Source organism: Xanthomonas indica, assembly GCF_040529045.1.
Lineage (GTDB): Bacteria > Pseudomonadota > Gammaproteobacteria > Xanthomonadales > Xanthomonadaceae > Xanthomonas_A > Xanthomonas_A indica.
This window is the reverse complement of record NZ_CP131914.1, coordinates 1509807-1530351: the sequence shown is the minus strand read 5'-3', so window position 1 is coordinate 1530351 and position 20545 is coordinate 1509807. Positions and strand designations below refer to the sequence as shown.

Genomic DNA, 20545 nt, shown 5'->3' with positions numbered 1-20545 from the left:
TGTTGTTTGGATGCCGGGATTGGGGATTCGGGATTGGGGATTCGCAAAAGCGGCCCTCCAGTCCCATGCCCTGCTCCGCGGCGGAATCACTGCAAAAAACTTATCGCCTGCCTACCTACCGCTCTCTACTCTCTCTCTGCCTACCGCTGTTGCTCCCACCAATCCCGAATCTCGAATCCCCAATCCCGGCTCCATCAGAACTCGCCGCGATACCAGTTCTTCAATTTCTTGAACAAGCTGCCGGCGCGGCCTGTCGGCAGCGACGGGCGGCGCGGGTGTTCGATCTGGCTGCCCATCAGCAGCAGGCCCACGCCAGTCGCGTGCACCGGGTTGCCGACGACTTCGCCCAGGCCGGTGACGTGCTGGGGAATGCCCACGCGCACCGGCATCTGCACCATTTCCTCGGCCAGTTCGACCACGCCTTCCATCTTCGAAGCGCCGCCGGTGAGCACCATGCCGGCGCGCACCAGTTCCTCGAAGCCGGAACGGCGCAGTTCGGCCTGCACCATCTCGAAGATTTCCTCGTAGCGGCCCTGCACCGCCTGCGCCAGCGAATGGCGCGGCATGCGCCGCGGCGGGCGGTCGCCGACGCTGGGCACCTGGATGCTTTCTTCCGCGGTGGCCAGCTGCGCCAGCGCGCAGGCGTAGCGCACCTTGATCTGCTCGGCTTCCGGGGTCGGCGTGCGCAGCATGTGCGCGATGTCGTTGGTGACGTGGTCGCCGGCGATCGGCAGCGAGGCGGTGTGGCAGATCGCGCCCTGCACGAACACCGCCAGGTCGGTGGTGCCGGCGCCCATGTCCACCAGCACCACGCCCAGCTCGCGCTCGTCGGCGGTCAGCACCGCCACCGAGGACGCCAGCGAGGACAGGATCAGGTCGTCCACCTGCAGGCCGCAGCGCTGCACGCACTTGCTGATGTTGGCCGCGGCCGACTGCGCGCACACCACCAGGTGCGCGTGCACCTCCAGGCGCACGCCGGTCATGCCGACCGGGTTGCGGATGCCTTCCTGCGAATCGTCCAGCACGTACTCGCGCGGGATCGCGTGGAGGATGCGCTGGTCGGCGGGGATCGCCACCGCCTTGGCCGCTTCCAGCACGCGGTCCAGGTCGTTCCAGGTCACCTCGCCGTCGCGGATCGGGACGATGCCCGGCGAGTTCTTGCACTGCACGTGGTTGCCGGAGATCGAGGCGTACACCGAGCGGATCTCGCAGCCGGCCATCAGCTCGGCTTCCTCGATCGCGCGCTGGATCGACTGCACGGTGGATTCGATGTCCACCACCACGCCGCGCTTGAGGCCGCGCGACTCATGCGAACCGATGCCGATCACCTCGATCGGATTGCCGGGCGAGTATTCGCCGACCAGCGCGACGACCTTGGAGGTGCCGATGTCCAGTCCAACGATGAGGGATTTGTCGCCTTTGCGGTTCATGTCTTGGAGCCGGGAATAGAGAATCGGGAATGGGGAAGGGAGAAGAGCGGGCTCTCGCGACGGGGCGGAGGGTCGGCCAGTGCCGCATGGCGTGTGGGCTGGGCCGGCGCCGCGGGCTTCTTCTCCTTACCCGGCTCCTTGCTCGGCTCTTTGCTCTCGGGCACCCATGCCACGGTGAATCCGTTGGTGTAGCGCAGGTCGGCGCGCGCCAGCGGCGGCTGGCCCGGCTGCAGCAGTTGCGGCAGCACGCGGGCGAAGCGCTCCAGGCGGGCGCGTGCGTCGTCGCGGCCGACCACCACCTGCACGCCGTTGCCCAGTGCCAGCGACCAGCTGCCGCGCGCGTCCAGGGCCACGCCCTGCACCGGCAAACCGACCGGCGCGAACAGCGCGCGCGAGGCGTTGTACAGCGCGACCACGTCGGCGGCCTTGGCATCCGGACCAGCCAGGTGCGGCAAGGCCACGTCGCGCAGTTCGTTGGGCAGGGCGAAGATGCGGCCCTGCTCGGACAGCATGCGGTCTTCGCCCCAGCGCGCGAACGGACGGTGCTCGACGACGCGCACTTCCAGCACATCCGGCCAGCGCTTGCGCACCCGCGCACTCTCCACCCACGGCAGGCGCTCGATCGCGTCCTGCGCATCCTGCAGGCGCACCGCGAAGAAGCCGCGCCGCGCATACGGCAGCACCACCTGGCGCAACTGCTCGGCGGACACGCGCTTGAAGTCGCCGCTCACCTGCAACCGGCTGAGCGGCCAGCGCTCGGCGCCGACCCAACCGTTGAGCACGGCCACGATCGGCAGCGCGACCAGGGCCAGCGCCAGCAGCCAGGCGAGGATGCGCAGGGAGGCGTTCATTGGCGCACCTTCCGGTGCGCGGGATTGGGGATTGGGGATTGGGGATTGGCGCAACGCGCACAGCGGAACTCGCCGGCGGCGCGAAGCGCCGACGGTGCGAATCCCCAATCCCGAATCCCCAATCCCGGCTTCACAGCGTCTGCTCCAGGATGCGCCAGCACAGGCCGGCGAAGTCCACGCCCAGTTGCGCCGCGGCCTTGGGCACCAGCGAGTGGCTGGTCATGCCCGGAGCCGTGTTGACCTCGATCAGCTGCAGGCCGCGCACGCGGTCGCGCATCACGTCCACGCGGCCCCAGCCGCTGCAGCCGGCGGCGGCGAACGCCTGCAGGGCGAGCTGGCGGATCTGGGTCTCGTCCTCGCCGTCCATGCCCGGGCACAGGTACTGGGTGTCCTCGGCGATGTACTTGGCGTGGTAGTCGTACCAGTCGCCGGCGGGGACGATGCGGATCGACGGCAGCGCGATGTCGCCAAGGATGCCGACGGTGTATTCCTCGCCCTGCACCATCTGCTCCATCAGCAGTTCGCCGTGGTAGTCGGCGGCGAAGGCGCGCACCGGCGCCAGGTCGGCCTCGGCCAGCACGCGGAACACGCCGACGCTGGAACCTTCGCAGGCCGGCTTGACGAACAGCGGGTAGCCCAGCGCGGCAGCCGCCGCGGCCAGGTCGGCCTGGGCGTCGATGCGGGCGAAGCCCGGGGTCGGCAGGCCGGCGGCGATCCACACCTGCTTGGTGCGGATCTTGTCCAGGGTCAGCGCGCTGCCGAGCACGTCGGGACCGGTGAACGGCACCTGCAGCGCGCGCAGCAGGCCCTGCAGCACGCCGTTCTCGCCGTCGCCGCCATGCAGGATGTTGAACACGCGGTCGACCTCGCCGGCGCGGATGCGCTCGAGCAAGGCCGGGATGCCGTCCACCGGCTGCGCGTCGACACCGCGGCTGCGCAGCGCCTCGAGCACGTTGGCGCCGGAGTTCAGCGACACCTCGCGTTCGCTGGAGCTGCCACCGAGCAGCACGGCGACGCGGCCGAACACGGCCGGGTCGGTGACGTGCGGCGGCGGCAGGGTCTGTGCGCTCATGCGTCCGCTCCGCCGGCGAAGCCGTGCTGGGCGATGTGCTGGGCGACGTAGCCGATGTCGCCCGCCCCCATCATCAGCAGCAGGTCACCGTCCTGCAGCACGTCCGGCAGCACGCTGCCGAGTTCGCCGACCTGGCCGACCACGACCGGCTCGCTGCGGCCACGCGCGCGGATCGCGCGGGCCAGCGAGCGCGCGTCGGCCCCCGGGATCGGCGCCTCGCCAGCCGGGTAGACCTCGCTGAGCACCAGCGCGTCCACTTCCGACAGCACCGCGGCGAACGCGTCGAACTGGTCGCGGGTGCGGCTGTAGCGATGCGGCTGGAACGCGACCACCAGGCGCTTGTCCGGCCAGCCGCCACGGGCGGCGGCGAACACTGCGGCCAGTTCGCGCGGATGGTGGCCATAGTCGTCGACCACGCGCACGCGCGCGCCGCCGGCGGTGGTGACCTCGCCCAGGTCGTTGAAGCGGCGGCCGATGCCGGCGAAGCCCTGCAGCGCACTGGCGATCGCCTCCGGCGCCACGCCCAGCTGCCAGCCGATGGCGGCGGCGGCCAGGGCGTTGAGCACGTTGTGGCGGCCCGGCAGCGCCAGGGTCACCGGGATGCTGCTGCCTTCCGGCAGGCGCAGGGTGAAGCGCATGCGCGGGCCATCCTGGACCACGTCCTCGGCGCGCACGTCGGCGTTCTCGCTGAGGCCGTAGCTCATCACGTGGCGCGGCGTCTTCGCCGCCAGCGCGGCCACTTCCGGATCGTCGATGCACAGGACCGCCAGGCCGTAGAACGGCAGGCGCTGCAGGAACTCGGCGAACGCGGCCTGCACCCGGGCGAAGTCGTTGCCGTAGTTCTCCAGGTGATCGGCATCGATGTTGGTGATGACCGAGATCAGCGGATTCAGGCGCAGGAAGCTGCCGTCGCTCTCGTCGGCCTCGGCCACCAGCCACTGGCCGCCGCCGAGCTTGGCGTTGGCGCCGGCGGCGAGCAGCTGGCCGCCGATCACGAAGGTCGGGTCCAGCCCGCCTTCGCTAAGCACCGCCGCGGCCAGGCTGGTGGTGGTGGTCTTGCCGTGGGTGCCGGCCACCGCGATGCCGCGGCGGAAGCGCATCAGCTCGGCCAGCATCGCCGCGCGCGGCATGATCGGAATGCGCTGGCTGCGCGCCTCCATCAGTTCCGGGTTGTCCTCGCGGATCGCGCTGGACACCACCACGCAGTCGGTGCCGAGCACGTTGGCGGCCGAGTGCCCGCGCATCACCCGCGCGCCGAGCTTGACCAGGCGCCGGGTCGCCGCGTTGTCGGCGTTGTCCGAGCCGGAAACCTCGTAACCCAGGGTCAGCATGACCTCGGCGATGCCGCTCATGCCGGTACCGCCGATGCCGACGAAATGCACGCGCGGGAACGCGCGGACCAGATCGCCGGTGTCGTGGAGGCGGCGGATCATTGTTGGCCTCCTGCGGAGGCGGGATTCGGGAATCGGGATTCGGGATTCGGGAAAAGCGAAGCGCTGGCGGCGATCCGCGCCTGCCGCGTGTTCGTGTCTGCGTGTGTCACTGCGTGATTCTGCCCTTGATTGTGCTTGTACCCATTCCCCATTCCCGGTTCTCCATTCCCGGCTTCTTCGAGCACGATGTCCGCGATCCGCTCGGCCGCATCCGGCTTGGCCAGCTCGCGCGCGGCCTCGGCCATCGCCAGGCGCTGCGCCGGCTGCGCCAGCAGGTCGCGCAGGACGCGCTGCAAGTGCCCGGCGAGGGCGTCGTCCTGCTTCAGCAGCACGGCGGCGCCGCGCTCGACCAGGTATTCGGCGTTGCGGGTCTGGTGGTCGTCGACGGCGGCGGCGAACGGCACCAGCACGCTGCCGATGCCGACCGCGCACAGTTCGGCCAGGGTCGAGGCGCCAGCGCGACACACCACCAGATCGGCCCAGGCGTAGGCAGCAGCCATGTCGCCAATGAAGGCTTCGACGCTGGCGGCGACGCCGGCGTCGGCGTAGGCGCGCGCGGCTTCCTCGCGCAGCGCTTCGCCGCACTGGTGGCGCACCTCGACGGCCACGCCGAGCGCGGCCAGCGCCTGCGGCAACGCCTGGTTGAGCACGCGTGCGCCCTGGCTGCCGCCCAGCACCAGCAGCCGCGGCGCGCCGTGGCGTGCGGCCAGGCGCTGCGCCGGCGGCGCCAGTGCGGCGATCTCGGCGCGCACCGGGTTGCCTACCGCTTCCTCGCGCGTGGCGAAGCTGCCGGGGAAGCCGGTCAGCACACGCCGTGCCACGCGTGCCAGCACCTTGTTGGTCAGGCCCGGCGCGCGGTTCTGTTCGTGCACCAGCAGCGGCAGCTTGAGCAGCCGCGCGGCCAGGCCACCGGGACCGGCCGCGAAGCCGCCGAAGCTGATCACCGCGCGCGGCGCGCGCCGGCGCAGCACGAAGCCGGCAGCGCGCACCGCGCGCAGCACCCGCACCGGCGCGCCGAACAGGGCCAGCGCGCCCTTGCCGCGCAGTCCGCCGATCTCGATGGTGTCCAGCTCGATGCCGTGTTCCGGCACCAGCCGCGTTTCCATGCGCCCGGCCGCGCCCAGCCACACCACCGGCACGCCGCGCGCGCGCAGCACCTTGGCCACGGCCAGCGCGGGGAAGATGTGTCCGCCAGTGCCGCCGGCGAGGATCATCACCGGACGACTGCCCTGCACCGTGCTCATCCCAGCCTCCCGAACGTGGGTTCGACGCGCGGCTGCATGCGGCTGGTGCCGCGCCCCGGGGCGCCGCCCTGGATCGCCGCGGCGACCGCGCTGGCGCTGGCCTCGCGCGCGGCATGCAGGTCCTCGGCGTTGTCCACGGTCTGCTTGACCGGCATCGCCGCGTCGCTGCGCACCAGCGCCACCTGGCGCTCGGCGCGATTGAGTTCGTAGGACACGCGCAGCAGCAGGCCCATCGCCACGCAGGTCATCAGCACGCTGGAACCGCCGGCGGAGATCAGCGGCAGGGTCAGGCCCTTGGTCGGCAGGATGCCCAGGTTCACGCCGACCGAGACGAAGCTCTGCAGGCTGATCCACAGGCCGATGCCGAAGGCGATGTAGCCGGAGAAATGGCGCTTCATCTCCACGCAGCGCATGCCCAGCCAGAACGCACGGCCGACCAGCAGCGCGTACAGCGAGATGATCAGGCACACGCCGACGAAGCCCAGCTCTTCGGCGATGACCGAGAAGATGAAGTCGGTATGCGCTTCCGGCAGATAGTTGAGCTTCTGCACCGAGCCGCCCAGGCCGACCCCTAACAGTTCGCCGCGACCCACCGCCATCAGCGCGTTGGACAGCTGGTAGCCGGAGCCGAGCTGGTCGGCCCACGGATCCAGGAACGAGGTGATGCGGCGCAGGCGGTACGGCTCGAGGATCGCGATGAAGGCGAACACCGGCAGGCCGATCACGATCGGCATCGACATGCGCGGCAGGTTCACCCCGCCCAGCACCAGCATGCCGGCGGTGATCGCCAGCAGCAGCGTGGAGGAACCGAAGTCCGGCTGCAGCAGCAGCAGGCCGACCAGCGCCACCGCCACGCCCAGCGGCTTGAGCATCGCCGGCCAGGTCGCGTTGACCTCGTCGCGGAAGCGCACCAGGTAGCTGGACAGCCACACGATGTACAGCACCTTCACCGCTTCCACGGTCTGGAAGCGCGAGATGCCCAGGTTGATCCAGCGCCGCGCGCCGTTGACGGTGCTGCCGAGACCGGGCACGAACACCACCAGCAGCAGGCCGAAGCAGGCCAGCAGCAGCAACTGGTTGTACTGCTCGATGTTCTTCAGTTCGGTGCGCATCGCCCAGATCGCCAGGCCGACACCGCCGGCCAGGAACAGCAGGTGGCGGCTGAGGTAGTAGAACGGGCTGGTGGTCAGCTCGATCGAGCTGGAGCCGACCATCACCACGCCCAGCGACGCCAGCGCCACCGCGGCACCGAGCAGCCACGGGTCGTAGCGGCCACCGATGGCCTCCAGGCGGGTCGCTTGGCGGGCAGCGTCGTTCATCAGCGCACCTTCAACGTGGCCAGGCCAACCAGCACCAGCACCACCGAAATGATCCAGAAGCGCACGATCACCCGCGGCTCCGGCCAGCCCTTCAGCTCGAAGTGGTGGTGGATCGGCGCCATGCGGAACACGCGCTTGCCGGTGAGCTTGAACGAGGCGACCTGGATCATCACCGACAGGGTCTCGATGACGAACACGCCGCCCATGATCACCAGCACCAGTTCCTGGCGCACGATCACCGCGATGGTGCCCAGCACCGCGCCCAGCGCCAGCGCGCCGATGTCGCCCATGAACACCATCGCCGGATAGGTGTTGAACCACAGGAAGCCCAGGCCCGCGCCGGCGATCGCCGCGCAGATGATGATCAGTTCGCCGGCGCCGGGGATGGTCGGGATCTTCAGGTAGGCGGAGAACACCGCGTTGCCCGAGGCATAGGCGAACACGCCCAGCGCGCAGGCCACCAGCACGGTCGGCATGATCGCCAGGCCGTCCAGGCCGTCGGTCAGGTTGACCGCATTGGAGAAGCCGACGATCCAGAAGTACGCGATGGCGACGAAGCTGATCCCGGCCAGCGGCAGCGCGATCGACTTGAACATCGGGATGTAGAAGGTGATCGCCGCCGGCACGTCGGCGGTGTAGTACAGGAACAGGCCGGCGGCCAGGCCGAAGATCGACTGCAGCAGGTACTTCCAGCGCGACTTCAGCCCGTTCGGGTCGCGGCGCACGATCTTGATCCAGTCGTCGTACCAGCCGATCACGCCGAACGCCAGCATCACCGCCAGCACCAGCCACACATAGCGGTTGCGCAGGTCGCCCCACAGCAGCACCGACAGCAGCACGGTGAGCAGGATCAGCGAGCCGCCCATGGTCGGGGTGCCGGCCTTGGAGAAGTGGGTCTGCGGGCCGTCCTGGCGGATCGGCTGGCCGCCCTTGAACTGCGCCAGCTTGCGGATCACCGCCGGGCCCAGCCACAGCGACAGGAACAGCGAGGTCAGCGCCGCGAGGATGCCGCGGAAGGTCAGATAGCCGAACAGCCCGAACATGCTTTCGAGCTGCTGCAGCCAGCGGGCGAGTTCAAGCAGCATGCGGCGCCTCCTGTGCCTGGTTCAGCAGCGCACGCACCACGGTGTCCATGGCGCTGCCGCGCGAGCCCTTGACGAGGAGCGTGGCCGCGGCCGGCTGGAGCGCGCCATGGGACGGCGCGCCGGTGGTCTCATGCATCTGCTTCACTTCCTGCTCTTGATCCTGCGTTTGTCGCGTGCCGGCCACGGCCGCCAGGTCGCGCTGCAGCGCCTCGATCAGCGCCGCGTGGCTGTCGAACACCCGGCCGTTCTCGCCGAAGGCCTGCGCGGCGTGGGCGCTGAGCGGCCCCAGCGCATACAGCCGGGTCAGCCCGGCATCGCGTGCCCGGCGGCCGCCGCTGGCGTGCAGCGCTTCGGCGCCGGCGCCGAGTTCGCGCATGTCGCCCAGCACCAGCCAGCGCTCGCCGCCGGCTGCGGCCAGCGCGTCGATCGCCGCGGCCAGCGAGCCGGGGTTGGCGTTGTAGCTGTCGTCGATCAGCACCGCGCCGTTGGGCAGCACGTGGGTGATCTGCCGACCGGGGACCGGCTGCACCTGCGCCAGGCCGCCGGCGATGCGTGCCGGCGCCACGCCCAGCGCCAGCGCCAGCGCGGCGGCGGCCAGGGCGTTCTGCAGGTTGTGCCGGCCCGGCAGCGGCAGCGTCGCCTCGACATCGCCACGCGGGGTGGTCAGCACGAACTGGGTACGATCGGCGGCCATGCGCACCTGCGCGGCACCGATCTCGGCGCCCGGCTGCAGGCCGAAGCGCAGCACCTGCGGCCGCGCCTCGCCCGTCGGCAGGCGCTGCTCGAACCACAGGCCGAAGGCATCGTCGGCATTGATCACCGCAGTGCCGTCGGCCGGCAGCGCGGTGTAGATGGCGCCCTTGGTCTGCGCCACGCCGAGCAGGCTGCCCATGCGCTCCAGGTGCGCGGCGGCGATGTTGTTGACCAGCGACACCTGCGGCGGCGCGATGTCGGTGAGATAGGCGATGTCGCCCGGCTTGCCGGCGCCCATTTCGTAGATGGCGTAGTCGGCGTCGTCCGGCGCCTCGATCACCGCCAGCGGCAGGCCGATCTCGTTGTTGCGGTTGCCGGGATTGGCGTAGACGCTGCCGCCGTCGATGCGGCAGGCGTGCTGCAGGATCGCCAGCAGCAGTGCCTTGACGCTGGTCTTGCCGTTGCTGCCGGTGATCGCGGCCACGCGGGTGGCGCGGCCGCGCTGCATGCCGGCGGCGATGCGCGCCAACGCCAGCTCGGTGTCGGCGGCGACGATCTGCGGCAGTTCGATCTGCGGCTGCACGCGCTCCACCAGCAAGGCGCTGGCGCCGCGCGCGGCGGCATCGGCAACGAAGGCGTGGCCGTCGAAACGCTCGCCACGCAGCGCCACGTACAGGCTGCCGGCGGCCAGGCTGCGGGTGTCGTGGCTGATCGCGTCGATCGCCACGTCGTCGCCGTGCAGCTCGGCGCCGGCCCAGTGCGCGATCATCGACAACGGTAGGCGCTTCATCGGGCCGCCTCCGCCGCATGCGCGCGCAGGGCCTGCGCGGCGACCTCGGTGTCGTCGAACGGATGACGCACGCCGGCGATCTCCTGGTAGGGCTCGTGGCCCTTGCCGGCGATCAGCACGATGTCCTCGGCGCCGGCGGCGGCGACCGCCATGGCGATCGCCTGCGCGCGGTCGCGCTGCACCTGCACCGTCTGCATGCCGTCGAAGCCGGCCAGGATGTCGGCGACGATGGCATCGCCGTCCTCGCCACGCGGGTTGTCGTCGGTGACCACCACGCGCTCGGCCAGGCGCTGCGCGATCGCCGCCATCTGCGGACGCTTGCCGGTGTCGCGCTCGCCGCCGCAGCCGAACACGCAGGTGATGCGGCCCTGCGCGTGCGCGCGCAGGCTCTGCAGCGCCTGCTCCAGCGCGTCGGGGGTGTGCGCGTAGTCGACCACCACCAGCGGCTGCGCACCGTTGCCGCCGAGCCGGTTCATGCGCCCGCGGATCGGCTGCAGTTGCGCCAGGGTGGCGGCGATGCGCACCGGCGCCACGTCCAACGCATGCAGCGCGCCGGCCACGGCCAGCAGGTTGTCGACGTTGAAACGGCCCAGCAACGGCGACTGCAGCGGATGCCGCTCCTCGCCGATCACCAGGGTGAAGCCGATGCCGCGCGCGTCCAGGCGCAGCGCCTCGGCGCGCACCTCGGCGCCGTCCTGGCCGCGCGAACTGACCGCGATGCGGCGCAGCGCCGGGTCCAACTTGGCCAGCAACTCGCGGCCGAACGCGTCGTCCAGGTTGATCACCGCCGACTTCAGCCCCGGCGTGGCGAACAGACGCGCCTTGGCCGCGCCGTAGCCGGCCATGTCGCCGTGGTAGTCGAGATGGTCGCGGGTGAGATTGGTGAACACCGCCACGTCGAAATGCACCGCGTCCACGCGGCCCTGGTCGAGCGCGTGCGAGCTGACCTCCATCGCCACCGCCTGCGCGCCGGCGTCGCGCAGCTGCGCCAGCAGCGCGTGCAGCGGCAGCACCAGCGGCGTGGTGAAGCCGGTCGGCTGCACCTGCCCGTACAGGCCGGCGCCGAGCGTGCCGATGCTGCCGCTGCGCGCGCCCAGCAGGTGCCAGGCCTGCGCCAGCAACTGCACGGTGGAGGTCTTGCCGTTGGTGCCGGTGACCCCGACCATGGTCATGGTCTGCGACGGATGGCCGTGGAACTGGTCGGCCATCGCGCCCATGCGCGCGCGCAGGCCCGGCACCGCGATCGCGTCGGCCGGCGCCGGCAGCTCGGCCGGGGCCGGCGGGTCGTACAGCACGGCGACGGCGCCGTTGGCGCGCGCCTGCTCGACGAAGCCCAGGCCGTGCGCGCCGAACCCGGCGATCGCCACGAAGGCATCGCCCGGGCGCACCGCGCGGCTGTCCATGACCAGCCCGGACACCTGCACATCGTGCGACAGCGCCACACCCGGCAGCAGTTGCGACAGCGACATGGCGCGGGTCACTGGCGTGTCTCCTGCAGCGGTGCCGGCGCCGGCGGCGCCACGGCGCGCGCGCTGGGCAGCGCGGCATCGACCTCGGCGGCGGCGTCGGGCACGGTGGCCGGATCCGGCTCCACCGGTGCCGGCGGCGGCGCATGGCCGCTCTTGCCGGCGGCCTGTGCGGCCAGCCACGACTGGATATCGTCCGGCGGCACGTCCATCAGGCGCAGCGCGCCTTCCATCACGTTGTGGAACACCGGCGCCGACACCAGGCCGCCGTAGTACTTGGCGCCCTGCGGGTCGTTGATGACGATGACCGTGGCAAAGCGCGGGTTGCTCGCCGGCACCAGGCCCGCGAACAGCGCGTTGTAGTGGCCGCGCTCGTAGCCGCCGGGGCCGGCCTTGCGCGCGGTGCCGGTCTTGCCGGCCACGTGGTAGCCCAGGATCGCCGCGCCCTTGGCGCCGCCCTGGGTGACCACGGTCTCCATCATCGCCACCACTTCCTTGGCGATCGCCGGGTCCAGCACCTGCTTGCTGTCCTCGTGCTGGCCCTTGACGAAGGTCGGAGTGACCAGGCGGCCGCCGTTGCCCAGCGCGCAATAGGCACGGGCGATCTGCAGCGGCGTCACCGACAGGCCGTAGCCGTAGGACATGGTGGTCTTGGACGAACCGCTCCAGCGCGCCGGCGACGGGAACACGCCGGCCGATTCGCCGGGGAAGCCGCTGTGCGGGGAGCTGCCGTAGCCGTAGCTGTGGACCTGGTCGTAGAAGGTCTGGTCCGGCAGCTTGGCCGCGATCTTCGCCGCGCCGATGTTGGAACTGCGGGTGATCACCCCGGTCACGGTCAGCACGCCGTTGTTGCGCGGCACGTCCTTGATGGTGAAGCGGCCCACGGACATGTAGCCGGGGTTGGTGTCGATCAGCGTGTCCTTGGTCACCACCCCGGCCTTGAGCGCGGTGGAGATGGTCAGCGGCTTCATCGTCGAGCCCGGCTCGACCAGGTCGGTGACCGCGCGGTTGCGGCGCACGTCCGGGTTGACCCCGTTGACCGCATTGGGGTTGTAGGTCGGCAGGTTGACCATGGCCAGGATCTCGCCAGTGGCCACGTCCATGATCACGATCGAGCCGCCGGCGGCCTTGTTCTCGACCAGCGCGTTGCGCAGTTCCTTGTAGGCCAGGAACTGGATGCGGCGGTCGATGCTCAGGGTCAGGTCCTTGCCCGGCTGCGCCGGCTTGACCAGGTCGATGCTCTCGACGATCGCGCCCTTGCGGTCGCGAATCACCCGCTTGGCGCCCGGCTTGCCGCGCAACCAGGAATCGAACGCCAGCTCCAGCCCTTCCTGGCCGCGGTCGTCGATGTTGGTGAAGCCCAGCACGTGCGCCATCGCTTCGCCCTGCGGGTAGAAGCGGCGGAATTCGCGCTGCGAGAACACGCCGGGAATGCCCAGCGCGACCACCGCATGCGCCTTGTCCGGATTGATCCGGCGCTTGAGGTACATGAACTCCTTGTCCGCCTTCTGCGACAGCTTGGCGGTCAGTTCGTCGACCGGCAGCTCCAGCGCCTGCGCCAGCTGCGGGATGCGGTCGGGGCTGCGCAGCAGTTCCTGCGGGTTGACCCAGATCGATTCCACCGGCGTGGACACCGCCAGCGGCTCGCCGTTGCGGTCGGTGATCATGCCGCGCGAGGTGGCGATCGGCAGTTCGCGCAGGTAGCGCGCTTCGCCCTGGCGCTGGTAGAAGTCGCTGTTGATCAACTGCACGTAGGCCGCACGGCCGATCAGCGTCACCGAACACAGGCCCAGCGCCGCGCCGACCAGCGCCAGGCGGCCGCGCAGGTTGAAGTTGCTGCGGGGGCGGTTGCGGCCGGTCTTGTTCACGGGCGCACCACCACGATGTCGCCGGTCTCGGGGAACTTCATCCCCAGCCGCTCGCGCGCGACCTGGTCGACGCGATTGCTCTCGGCCCAGGTCGCCTGCTCCAGCTGCAGCCGGCCGAACTCGATGTTCAGTTCGTCGCGGTTGTGCTCCAGCCGCGACAGCTCCACGAACAACTGGCGATGGCGATGGCGCATGTACACCACCCCGATCGCCGAGGCAATGGTGCAGGCGAGCAGCACGAGCAGCAGCAGCCGGCTCATTGGGCGCTCCTGTGGAGCGCGCCATGAGCCGGCGGGAATGGGGAAACGGGAATGGGGAATGGGGAAGAGCCGGTCGACTGCGCACGGAAACCTTCCGTCCCGGGAAGCGCGCTCTTGCTTTCGCCTTTACCGATTTCCGATTCCCGACTCCCGATTCCCAGCTTCTCGGCCACCCGCAGCACCGCGCTGCGCGCGCGCGGGTTCACCGCCAGTTCGTCGGCGTCGGCCTTGATCGCGCCGCCGTGCAGGCGCAGGGTCGGCACGAAGGTGGTGGCTTCGGGCAGGCGGCGGTTGCTCGGCGGCGCCTTGGCGTGGCGCTGCATGAACTGCTTGACGATGCGGTCTTCCAGCGAGTGGAAGCTGATCACCGCCAGGCGGCCGCCGGGCTTGAGCCGGGCCAGCGCCGCGTCCAGGCCGGTTTCCAGATCGGCCAGCTCGCGGTTGATGTGGATGCGGATGGCCTGGAAGCTGCGCGTGGCCGGGTGGGTCTTGCTGTCACCGCGCGGCATCACGCCGGCGATCAGGTCGGCCAGTTCGGCGGTGCGGGTCAGCGGCTGCTTCTCGCGGCGGGCGACGATGGCGCGGGCGATGCGCCGACTCTGCCGCTCTTCACCGTAGGTCCACAGCACGTCGGCGATCTCGCGCTCGTCGGCGCGCGCCAGCCACTGCGCCGCGCTCTCGCCGGCGTCGGGGTCCATGCGCATGTCCAGCGGGCCGTCCTTGCCGAAGGAGAAGCCGCGCGCGGCCACGTCCAGCTGCGGCGAGGACACGCCCAGGTCGAACAGCACCCCGTCCAGGGCGACCGCGGCGTCCCAGTGGCCCAGTTCGGCGAAGCTGCCGCGATAGATGGACACGCGCGCGTCGGCGCCGAACGCATGTTCGGCTTCGGCGATCGCCTCGGGGTCCTTGTCCATCACCAGCAGCCGGCCTCCTGGGCCGAGTTTGTGCAGCACCCCGCGCGCGTGTCCGCCACGCCCGAACGTGCCATCCAGATAGATTCCGTTTTCGATCACCTGCAGCCCGTCCAGGACCTGCGCGAACAACACCGGCACATGCGCCGCCGATGGTTGCGACACCGGGAGGTGACCGGCCTGCGCCTGTCCGCGCATCCGGACACCCCGACTCACAACTTCAGATCGAGCAATCCATCGCCCAGATCCTCGTCAGACAACGTCTGCTGGATCAGTGCGCGATGAGCCTGCTCGCTCCACAGTTCGAACTTGTCGCCCATGCCCAACAGCACGGCGCGCTTTTCAATGCCCACCGCGGCGCGATGGCTCGGCGGAATGGTGATGCGGGCGTTGGCGTCCAGCTCCAGCGCGGCCGACGAACCCACCAGCTTCTGCTGCAGGACCCGCACCACGCGCTGGGTGTTGGGCTTGGCCATGACGTCGTCACGGACCCGCTCCCACTCCTTTTCCGCATACAGCCACAGGCAGCCGGCCTCGAACGGGTTGTAGGTCAGCACCAGCCGATTGCCGCTCACGCGCGCGACAAGGTCGCGGTACGCGGTGGGAACCGCCATACGCCCCTTGTCGTCCACAGTGATTGCGGTTTCGCCCTGAAACACGACGCCTGCACCTTTCCGAATCCGCCTGGGCGGTCATTGAACCACGAAAAACCACAAAAAACCCGGTTTCCCCTCAAGTGCCCACCTTAGCAGTGCGCAACGGGTTGTCAACAACTTTGCGAGCGGCAAATCGCTAGCGGGATCAATGGTTTGCAACGATCTTTAGAGACTTGTTCAAGGCTTATCCACAAGTTACTGTTTCGTCTCAAATTTTGAGATTGAACGGAAATTCAGGCCTGTGTACGGGGCGTTAAGGCGGTCGTCCCCGGCCGTCGACATGCCCCCTGCACTCGCGCCGCGTTGCGCAAGCGCGCACACTGCGGCGCATGTGTCTGGTCGTTCTCGCGCACGCTGCGCACCCGCGATGGCGCTTGCTGCTGGTCGGCAACCGCGACGAATTCCACGCCCGTCCGACCGCGCCGCTGCAGCGCTGGCCGGCCCCGGCACAACGCCTGCTGGCCGGACGCGACCTGCGCTCCGGCGGCACCTGGGTGGGACTGGACGACGCCGGCCGCTGCGCCGTGGTCACCAACGTGCGCGACCCGCTGGCGGCGATGTCCGGCGCCTCGCGCGGCGCCCTGATCGCCGACTACCTGACCGGCGCGGAGCCGGCCGCGGCCTTTGCCGACGCGCTGGCGGCGCGCGCCGACGCCTATCCGCCGTTCAACCTGCTGCTGGCCGATGCCGCCGGCGCCGCCTACGTGGGCAACCACCCGCCCGGCCGCAGCGCCCTGGCGCCCGGCGTCCACGGCATGTCCAACGGCGCGCTCGACGCGCCCTGGCCGAAGACCCTGCGCCTGCGCGCGGCGGTGACCGCCTGGATCGCCGCCGGCGACGACGACCTGGCCCCGCTGTGGCGGGCGCTGGCCGACGAGACCCTGGCCGACTTGGCGGACCTGCCCGACACCGGGGTCGGCCCGGACCTGGAACGGCGGCTGTCGCCGGCCTTCATCCGCGGCCACGACTACGGCACCCGCGCCAGCACCATCGTCGCGGTGGACGCCGCCGGCCACGGCTGGATCCACGAGCGCCGGTTCGGCCCGGACGGGGTGTATCTGGGCCAGACGCGCCTGGAGAACCGTGACCTGGGGACGGACACCGGAAAGGAGTGACGCCTGCGCTCAGGTATCGATCCCGGCGGCGGTGGCGTGGCCGGACAGCGCGGGACCGTCGGGTGGCTGCAGTCGGGACTGAAGTCCCTCCCACACGGGAAACACGGCGACGGTGGAGGGAAGCAACATGGAGACGGCGGCGACAAGCCGGGACCCATGACGCCGCCGGCGTCAGCGCCTGACCGGCGAGCAGGACAAGCGAATGCCAGAGCGCGTCTGGAAAAGAAGAAGGTGGCGGAGCCGGCCGATAAGCCGGGTTCTGTCGTGGACAGTCATTCTTCTAGGCGCACCGTCACCGGTACGCTCAAGCAACCTACCCGGACCCGACGCGGGCCGCGCCATGAGGTCCCTATTTGGTCTTGCTCCAGGTGGGGTTTGCCGTGCCGGTCCGTTACCGGACTCGCGGTGCGCTCTTACCGCACCATTTCACCCTTACCGGCCTGCTTGCGCAGACGTAGGCGGTATCTTTCTGTTGCACTAGTCCGTCGGCTCGCGCCGCCCAGGCGTTACCTGGCACCTTGCCCTATGGAGCCCGGACTTTCCTCGGCATCCCGCCGCACCGAAATGCGAGGGGATGACGCGACTGTCTGGCCGGCTCCGCCGCGCGCATTGTCGCATGTTTCTCCATTAGAAGCGGATGCCATCGCCCTCTCGGGACACCAGCAATACCCGCGCAAAGCGGCTTTCTAATTGCCATTCATGCGCGTTTCGCGGCACAGCCAAACTTGCCGCCATCGGCCATAGGTCACAAATAACCAGAAGCCAGACTTGGTCACAGCACCCCAGGTAACCCTCAACGTTTTTGTTCTTTCTTGAGACAGCGGACTGCAGCAGATCCTGCGTCAAACTTGGCGTGCGCCACACGGAACCACCAATCCAGCGCGCGGGCTCATCGGACTCCTGAGTACATATCGTGAGCCCTTGAAGCCACTGGGGAAGGAGTTGCCGCGCACGGGCATCCAGAGCAAGAACCTGGAACATCGCTCCCGAATCAGTGCGATGTCTCTCCACGAGCGCCACAAGTTCGCGAACCGCCGGTTTTTTTGCGGGCGGCGTACCGTTGAAGGAGACATTCACAAACAAGCGGTGGCCGTATGTCTCCTCATACAACGTCCTCGCCTCGGCAAGAATGTTGCGTTGAGCAGCCTCTATTTCACGGGCAGGCAACCGCGACGCGGGATCGTCGCGCTGGAAAAGCTGAGTGACCTCGATACCAACGTTCGTGTTGCGGCTGCGGATCACGAGATCGGGCGCAGGCGGATCCGGTTGTTCAACAACGCCCTTGGGGATCTCCTCTGGCATGACCACCCTTGCGAGGTTCAGCCATGCCAACTCTCTTGCCTTCTGGCGTGCCGCCTTGCTAGCCACCACCGTACAAGGCCTTGCGCGAAGCGCCAGTCAGTTCGGCGGCGAGCTTGGCGGCGGTGGACGGCGGCAGGTGTTCGCTGAGCTTGGCGTAGACGCGGCGGCCTTCGGCCAGCTGCGCGTCGGCATCGTCGCCGGCGCCCTGCACCATCAGCACGAACTCGCCCTTGCGCTGGTTGTCGTCGGCCTCGACCCGGGCATGCAGGTCGGCCAGGGTGCCGTCGAGCACGGTCTCGAACAATTTGGTCAGTTCGCGCGCCAGCACCGCCGGGCGGGCGTCGCCGAAGGCGGCGCGGCAGTCGGCCAGGGACTCGGCAATGCGGTGCGAGGCTTCGTAGAACACCAGGGTGCGTGGTTCGCCGGCCAGCCGGACCAGGCGCTCGCGCCGCGCCGAGGCCTTGGCCGGCAGGAAGCCCTCGAAGGCGAAGCGGTCGCTGGGCAGGCCGGCCACGCTGAGCGCGGCGATCGCCGCGCAGGCGCCCGGGACCGGGCTGACCCGCACCCCGGCCGCGCGCGCGGCGCGCACCAGGCGGTAGCCGGGGTCGCTGACCAGCGGGGTGCCGGCGTCGCTGACCAGGGCCAGCGACTGGCCCTCCAGCAGGCGCGCGACGATGCGCTGGGACAGCGCCTCCTCATTGTGTTCGTGCAGCGCCAGCAGCGGCCGCTCGATGCCGAAGTGGGCCAGCAACTGGCCGCTGCGGCGGGTGTCCTCGGCGCAGATCGCCGCCACCGAGCGCAACGTCTCCTGGGCGCGCGGCGTCAGGTCGGCGAGGTTGCCGATCGGCGTGGCGACGACGTGCAGGGTTCCGGGCTGGGCGCTCATCTACGGGCTTTCCATGGTCAAGGGTAGAATCGTAGCGGTTTTCCCCGGCGCGCCCGGCGTGCCCAGCCGAATGGACCAGAAATGAACAAGCGATTCGCAAGGATTTCCGCCCTGTCGCTGCTGGCGCTGCTGATCGCCGGCTGCGCCACCACCAGCGTGACGCCGAGCGCCTCGCCGGCCCAATCGGCCGCGCTGGCGCTGCTGGATCAGGGCAAGCCGCGGGACGCGGCGCAGCAGCTCGAGGCGCAGGCCGCCGGCGCCACCGGCAGCGCCCGCAACCAATTGCTGGGCGACGCCGCCTTCGCCTGGTACGAAGCCGGCGACGCCGCCCGCGCGCGCAGCCTGCTGGCGCAGGTACAGCCGCGGCAGTTGCCGCCGCTGAGCAAGGTGCGGGTGGCGCTGGTCGAGGCCGAGCTGGCCCTGGCCGACCGCCAGCCGGCCAAGGCGCTGCAGGCGCTGGGCAGCGATCCGCAGGCGGTGCCGCAGAACCTGCGCGCGCGCTGGCACCTGGCCCGCGCGCAGGCGCTGGAAGGCACCGGCGACGCCAACGCGGCGCTGGACGAACGCGCCCGCGCCGACAACGGCCTCAGCGGCCAGGCGCGCAGCGACAACCAGCGCGCCATCGTGCGCCAGCTGGCCACGCTCAACGACGCCACCCTGCAGGCCCGCGCCGGCGCGCTGCCGGCCGGCGACCCGCTGTACAACTTCGTCGGCCGCGCCCTGCTGAGCCGCGGTCTGGCACTGCCGCGCCCGTTCGACCGCGGCGAGCAGTGGGGCTTCGACACCAGCAAGCGGCCGCCGGCCGAGCGCGACGGCTACCGCCCGCCGGCCAAGCTGGCGGTGCTGCTGCCGTTGAGCGGCAGCCTGGCCACCGCGGCCGCGCCGGTACGCGACGGCCTGCTCGCCGGCTACTACGGCGAGACCCGGCGGCGCCCGCCGATCGACTTCATCGACACCACCGGCACCCCGGCCGGGGCGCTGGCCGCTTACCAGAAGGCGGTCGATGGCGGCGCCGACTTCGTGGTCGGCCCGCTCGGCCGTGACGAGGTCACCGCGCTGTTCGCGCGCGACGCGCTGCCGGTGCCGGTGCTGGCGCTGAACCGCGGCACCCACGCCCCGCCCGGCGGCAGCGCCGGCTTCTCGCTGGCCCCGGAGGACGACGGCATCGCCGCCGCCGAGTACCTGCTGGCGCACGAGCGCAGCAACACGTTGGTCATCGGCAGCAACGACGACAACGGCCGCCGTGCGGTGGCCGCGTTCCGCGACCGCTTCAGCGAGCGTGGCGGCAAGGTCGCCGGCAACATCAGCGTGGCCGAAACGCCCGGCGACATCGCCGCGCAACTGCGCAACGCCGGTGCCGCCGACTCGGTGCTGCTGGCGGTGAAGGGCAATACCGCGCGCGCGCTGGCGCCGCAGCTGGCACTGGCCGGTTTCGCCGGCAAGACCCGGGTCGCGACCTCGCAGTTGGTGCTGGGCACCGGCAAGCCCGAGGACGACCTGGTGCTGGACGGCATCGTCTACCCCAGCGAACTGTGGAACGTGCGCGGCGTCGGCGGCCTGCCGGCGGCGACCAGCGTGGCCGACATGCTGCCGACCGCGCGCGGCCCGGCCGGGCGCCTGTTCGCGTTCGGCTACGACGCCTGGCAGATCACCGCGTATCTGGAGAAGCTGGCGACCGGCAAGGACAGCGCCCTGCGCGGCGCCACCGGCGTGCTGCACCTGGATGGCTTCGGCAACATCGTGCGCACCCCGGCCTGGTCCACCTTCAGCGGCGGGCGCCCGACCCCGCTGCCCGATGGAAACTGAGCGGCGCCGACGCGGCAACGCGGTGGAAGCGGCGGCGCGCGCCGAACTGGAGCGCGCGGGCCTGCGTTTGATCGCCGCCAACGTCGCCTTCCGCGGCGGCGAGCTGGACCTGGTGATGCAGCAGGCGCAGAGCCTGGTGTTCGTCGAAGTGCGCTACCGGCGCAGCACCGCGTTCGGCGGCGGTGCGGCCTCGGTCGACCTGCGTAAGCGCCGCCGCCTGCTGCTGGCGGCGCAACTGTTCCTGGCCGCGCATCCGCAATACGCCAGCTGGCCGTGCCGCTTCGACGTGGTCGAGGCCGAGGGCGATCCGCCGCGGCTGACCTGGCTGCGCGACGCGTTCCGCGCCGAGGATTGCTGA

General features: G+C 70.4%; 18 protein-coding genes and 1 other RNA gene. 3 read left to right on the top strand and 16 right to left on the bottom strand.

Annotated elements, in window-relative coordinates; genetic code table 11:
• Window positions 1–194: 194 nt before the first annotated feature.
• The 13 genes from ftsA to Q7W82_RS06470 form a co-directional block, all read right to left on the bottom strand.
• Entirely contained in the window at window positions 195–1430 is a 1236-nt protein-coding gene (ftsA, locus tag Q7W82_RS06530; RefSeq protein ID WP_010340121.1) for a cell division protein FtsA, read from the bottom strand.
• Entirely contained in the window at window positions 1427–2281 is an 855-nt protein-coding gene (locus Q7W82_RS06525; RefSeq protein ID WP_242160673.1) for a cell division protein FtsQ/DivIB, read from the bottom strand. Before Q7W82_RS06525 ends, ftsA begins: the two co-directional genes overlap by 4 nt.
• Window positions 2282–2411: 130 nt before the next feature.
• Window positions 2412–3353, bottom strand: coding sequence for a D-alanine--D-alanine ligase (locus tag Q7W82_RS06520; RefSeq protein ID WP_242160672.1), 942 nt, complete (start codon window positions 3351–3353; stop codon window positions 2412–2414).
• Entirely contained in the window at window positions 3350–4786 is a 1437-nt protein-coding gene (gene murC, locus Q7W82_RS06515) for a UDP-N-acetylmuramate--L-alanine ligase (RefSeq protein ID WP_242160671.1), read from the bottom strand. The genes Q7W82_RS06520 and murC overlap by 4 nt, the downstream gene beginning before the upstream one ends.
• Window positions 4783–6030 carry an undecaprenyldiphospho-muramoylpentapeptide beta-N-acetylglucosaminyltransferase gene (murG, locus tag Q7W82_RS06510; protein ID WP_242160670.1) on the bottom strand — a complete coding sequence of 416 codons (1248 nt, stop codon included), beginning with the start codon at window positions 6028–6030 and terminating at the stop codon, window positions 4783–4785. The genes murC and murG overlap by 4 nt, the downstream gene beginning before the upstream one ends.
• The gene (gene ftsW, locus Q7W82_RS06505) at window positions 6027–7349 is read right to left on the bottom strand and encodes a putative lipid II flippase FtsW (protein WP_242160669.1); all 1323 of its coding nucleotides are present in this window, start codon (window positions 7347–7349) and stop codon (window positions 6027–6029) included. The genes murG and ftsW overlap by 4 nt, the downstream gene beginning before the upstream one ends.
• On the bottom strand, window positions 7349–8434 hold the full coding sequence (gene mraY / locus Q7W82_RS06500; RefSeq protein ID WP_010344435.1) for a phospho-N-acetylmuramoyl-pentapeptide-transferase: 1086 nt from the start codon (window positions 8432–8434) through the stop codon (window positions 7349–7351). Before mraY ends, ftsW begins: the two co-directional genes overlap by 1 nt.
• Window positions 8424–9917: a UDP-N-acetylmuramoyl-tripeptide--D-alanyl-D-alanine ligase gene (murF, locus tag Q7W82_RS06495; protein WP_242160668.1), complete on the bottom strand. Its 1494-nt coding sequence runs from the start codon at window positions 9915–9917 to the stop codon at window positions 8424–8426. The genes mraY and murF overlap by 11 nt, the downstream gene beginning before the upstream one ends.
• Window positions 9914–11398, bottom strand: coding sequence for a UDP-N-acetylmuramoyl-L-alanyl-D-glutamate--2,6-diaminopimelate ligase (locus tag Q7W82_RS06490; RefSeq protein WP_242160667.1), 1485 nt, complete (start codon window positions 11396–11398; stop codon window positions 9914–9916). The genes murF and Q7W82_RS06490 overlap by 4 nt, the downstream gene beginning before the upstream one ends.
• Window positions 11395–13251, bottom strand: coding sequence for a penicillin-binding transpeptidase domain-containing protein (locus tag Q7W82_RS06485; RefSeq protein WP_242160666.1), 1857 nt, complete (start codon window positions 13249–13251; stop codon window positions 11395–11397). The genes Q7W82_RS06490 and Q7W82_RS06485 overlap by 4 nt, the downstream gene beginning before the upstream one ends.
• Window positions 13248–13511 carry a cell division protein FtsL gene (gene ftsL / locus Q7W82_RS06480; protein ID WP_010344441.1) on the bottom strand — a complete coding sequence of 88 codons (264 nt, stop codon included), beginning with the start codon at window positions 13509–13511 and terminating at the stop codon, window positions 13248–13250. The genes Q7W82_RS06485 and ftsL overlap by 4 nt, the downstream gene beginning before the upstream one ends.
• Complete coding sequence (gene rsmH, locus Q7W82_RS06475; RefSeq protein WP_242160734.1) at window positions 13508–14620, bottom strand: 16S rRNA (cytosine(1402)-N(4))-methyltransferase RsmH; 1113 nt, start codon at window positions 14618–14620, stop codon at window positions 13508–13510. Before rsmH ends, ftsL begins: the two co-directional genes overlap by 4 nt.
• Before the next feature lie 14 nt (window positions 14621–14634).
• Window positions 14635–15036 (bottom strand): division/cell wall cluster transcriptional repressor MraZ, encoded by a 402-nt coding sequence (locus Q7W82_RS06470; protein WP_010344444.1) that lies wholly within the window; start codon window positions 15034–15036, stop codon window positions 14635–14637.
• A 371-nt stretch (window positions 15037–15407) separates the two neighbouring features.
• On the opposite strand from Q7W82_RS06470, the gene Q7W82_RS06465 reads away from it, so the two are divergent.
• Window positions 15408–16193: an NRDE family protein gene (locus tag Q7W82_RS06465; RefSeq protein ID WP_242160665.1), complete on the top strand. Its 786-nt coding sequence runs from the start codon at window positions 15408–15410 to the stop codon at window positions 16191–16193.
• A 232-nt stretch (window positions 16194–16425) separates the two neighbouring features.
• Here the strand turns inward: Q7W82_RS06465 and rnpB are convergent.
• The 3 genes from rnpB to rsmI all read right to left on the bottom strand — a co-directional run bounded on the left by rnpB (window position 16426) and on the right by rsmI (window position 18381).
• Window positions 16426–16792, bottom strand: an RNA gene (gene rnpB / locus Q7W82_RS06460) — RNase P RNA component class A.
• A gap of 28 nt (window positions 16793–16820) precedes the next feature.
• Complete coding sequence (locus Q7W82_RS06455; protein WP_242160664.1) at window positions 16821–17525, bottom strand: hypothetical protein; 705 nt, start codon at window positions 17523–17525, stop codon at window positions 16821–16823.
• A gap of 28 nt (window positions 17526–17553) precedes the next feature.
• Complete coding sequence (gene rsmI, locus Q7W82_RS06450) at window positions 17554–18381, bottom strand: 16S rRNA (cytidine(1402)-2'-O)-methyltransferase (RefSeq protein WP_242160663.1); 828 nt, start codon at window positions 18379–18381, stop codon at window positions 17554–17556.
• A gap of 81 nt (window positions 18382–18462) precedes the next feature.
• Here rsmI and Q7W82_RS06445 point away from each other — a divergent pair, with 81 nt between their 5' ends.
• Window positions 18463–20187: a penicillin-binding protein activator gene (locus tag Q7W82_RS06445; RefSeq protein WP_242160662.1), complete on the top strand. Its 1725-nt coding sequence runs from the start codon at window positions 18463–18465 to the stop codon at window positions 20185–20187.
• Complete coding sequence (locus Q7W82_RS06440; protein WP_160948109.1) at window positions 20177–20545, top strand: YraN family protein; 369 nt, start codon at window positions 20177–20179, stop codon at window positions 20543–20545. The genes Q7W82_RS06445 and Q7W82_RS06440 overlap by 11 nt, the downstream gene beginning before the upstream one ends.

Excerpts from the sequence above, each read along its gene's own strand:
- ftsA (WP_010340121.1), bottom strand. The coding sequence starts at position 1,430 with ATGAACCGCAAAGGCGACAAATCCCTCATCGTTGGACTGGACATCGGC.
- Q7W82_RS06525 (WP_242160673.1), bottom strand. The coding sequence starts at position 2,281 with ATGAACGCCTCCCTGCGCATCCTCGCCTGGCTGCTGGCGCTGGCCCTG.
- Q7W82_RS06520 (WP_242160672.1), bottom strand. The coding sequence starts at position 3,353 with ATGAGCGCACAGACCCTGCCGCCGCCGCACGTCACCGACCCGGCCGTG.
- murC (WP_242160671.1), bottom strand. The coding sequence starts at position 4,786 with ATGATCCGCCGCCTCCACGACACCGGCGATCTGGTCCGCGCGTTCCCG.
- murG (WP_242160670.1), bottom strand. The coding sequence starts at position 6,030 with ATGAGCACGGTGCAGGGCAGTCGTCCGGTGATGATCCTCGCCGGCGGC.
- ftsW (WP_242160669.1), bottom strand. The coding sequence starts at position 7,349 with ATGAACGACGCTGCCCGCCAAGCGACCCGCCTGGAGGCCATCGGTGGC.
- mraY (WP_010344435.1), bottom strand. The coding sequence starts at position 8,434 with ATGCTGCTTGAACTCGCCCGCTGGCTGCAGCAGCTCGAAAGCATGTTC.
- murF (WP_242160668.1), bottom strand. The coding sequence starts at position 9,917 with ATGAAGCGCCTACCGTTGTCGATGATCGCGCACTGGGCCGGCGCCGAG.
- ftsL (WP_010344441.1), bottom strand. The coding sequence starts at position 13,511 with ATGAGCCGGCTGCTGCTGCTCGTGCTGCTCGCCTGCACCATTGCCTCG.
- rsmH (WP_242160734.1), bottom strand. The coding sequence starts at position 14,620 with ATGCGCGGACAGGCGCAGGCCGGTCACCTCCCGGTGTCGCAACCATCG.
- Q7W82_RS06470 (WP_010344444.1), bottom strand. The coding sequence starts at position 15,036 with ATGGCGGTTCCCACCGCGTACCGCGACCTTGTCGCGCGCGTGAGCGGC.
- Q7W82_RS06465 (WP_242160665.1), top strand. The coding sequence starts at position 15,408 with ATGTGTCTGGTCGTTCTCGCGCACGCTGCGCACCCGCGATGGCGCTTG.
- rsmI (WP_242160663.1), bottom strand. The coding sequence starts at position 18,381 with ATGAGCGCCCAGCCCGGAACCCTGCACGTCGTCGCCACGCCGATCGGC.
- Q7W82_RS06445 (WP_242160662.1), top strand. The coding sequence starts at position 18,463 with ATGAACAAGCGATTCGCAAGGATTTCCGCCCTGTCGCTGCTGGCGCTG.
- Q7W82_RS06440 (WP_160948109.1), top strand. The coding sequence starts at position 20,177 with ATGGAAACTGAGCGGCGCCGACGCGGCAACGCGGTGGAAGCGGCGGCG.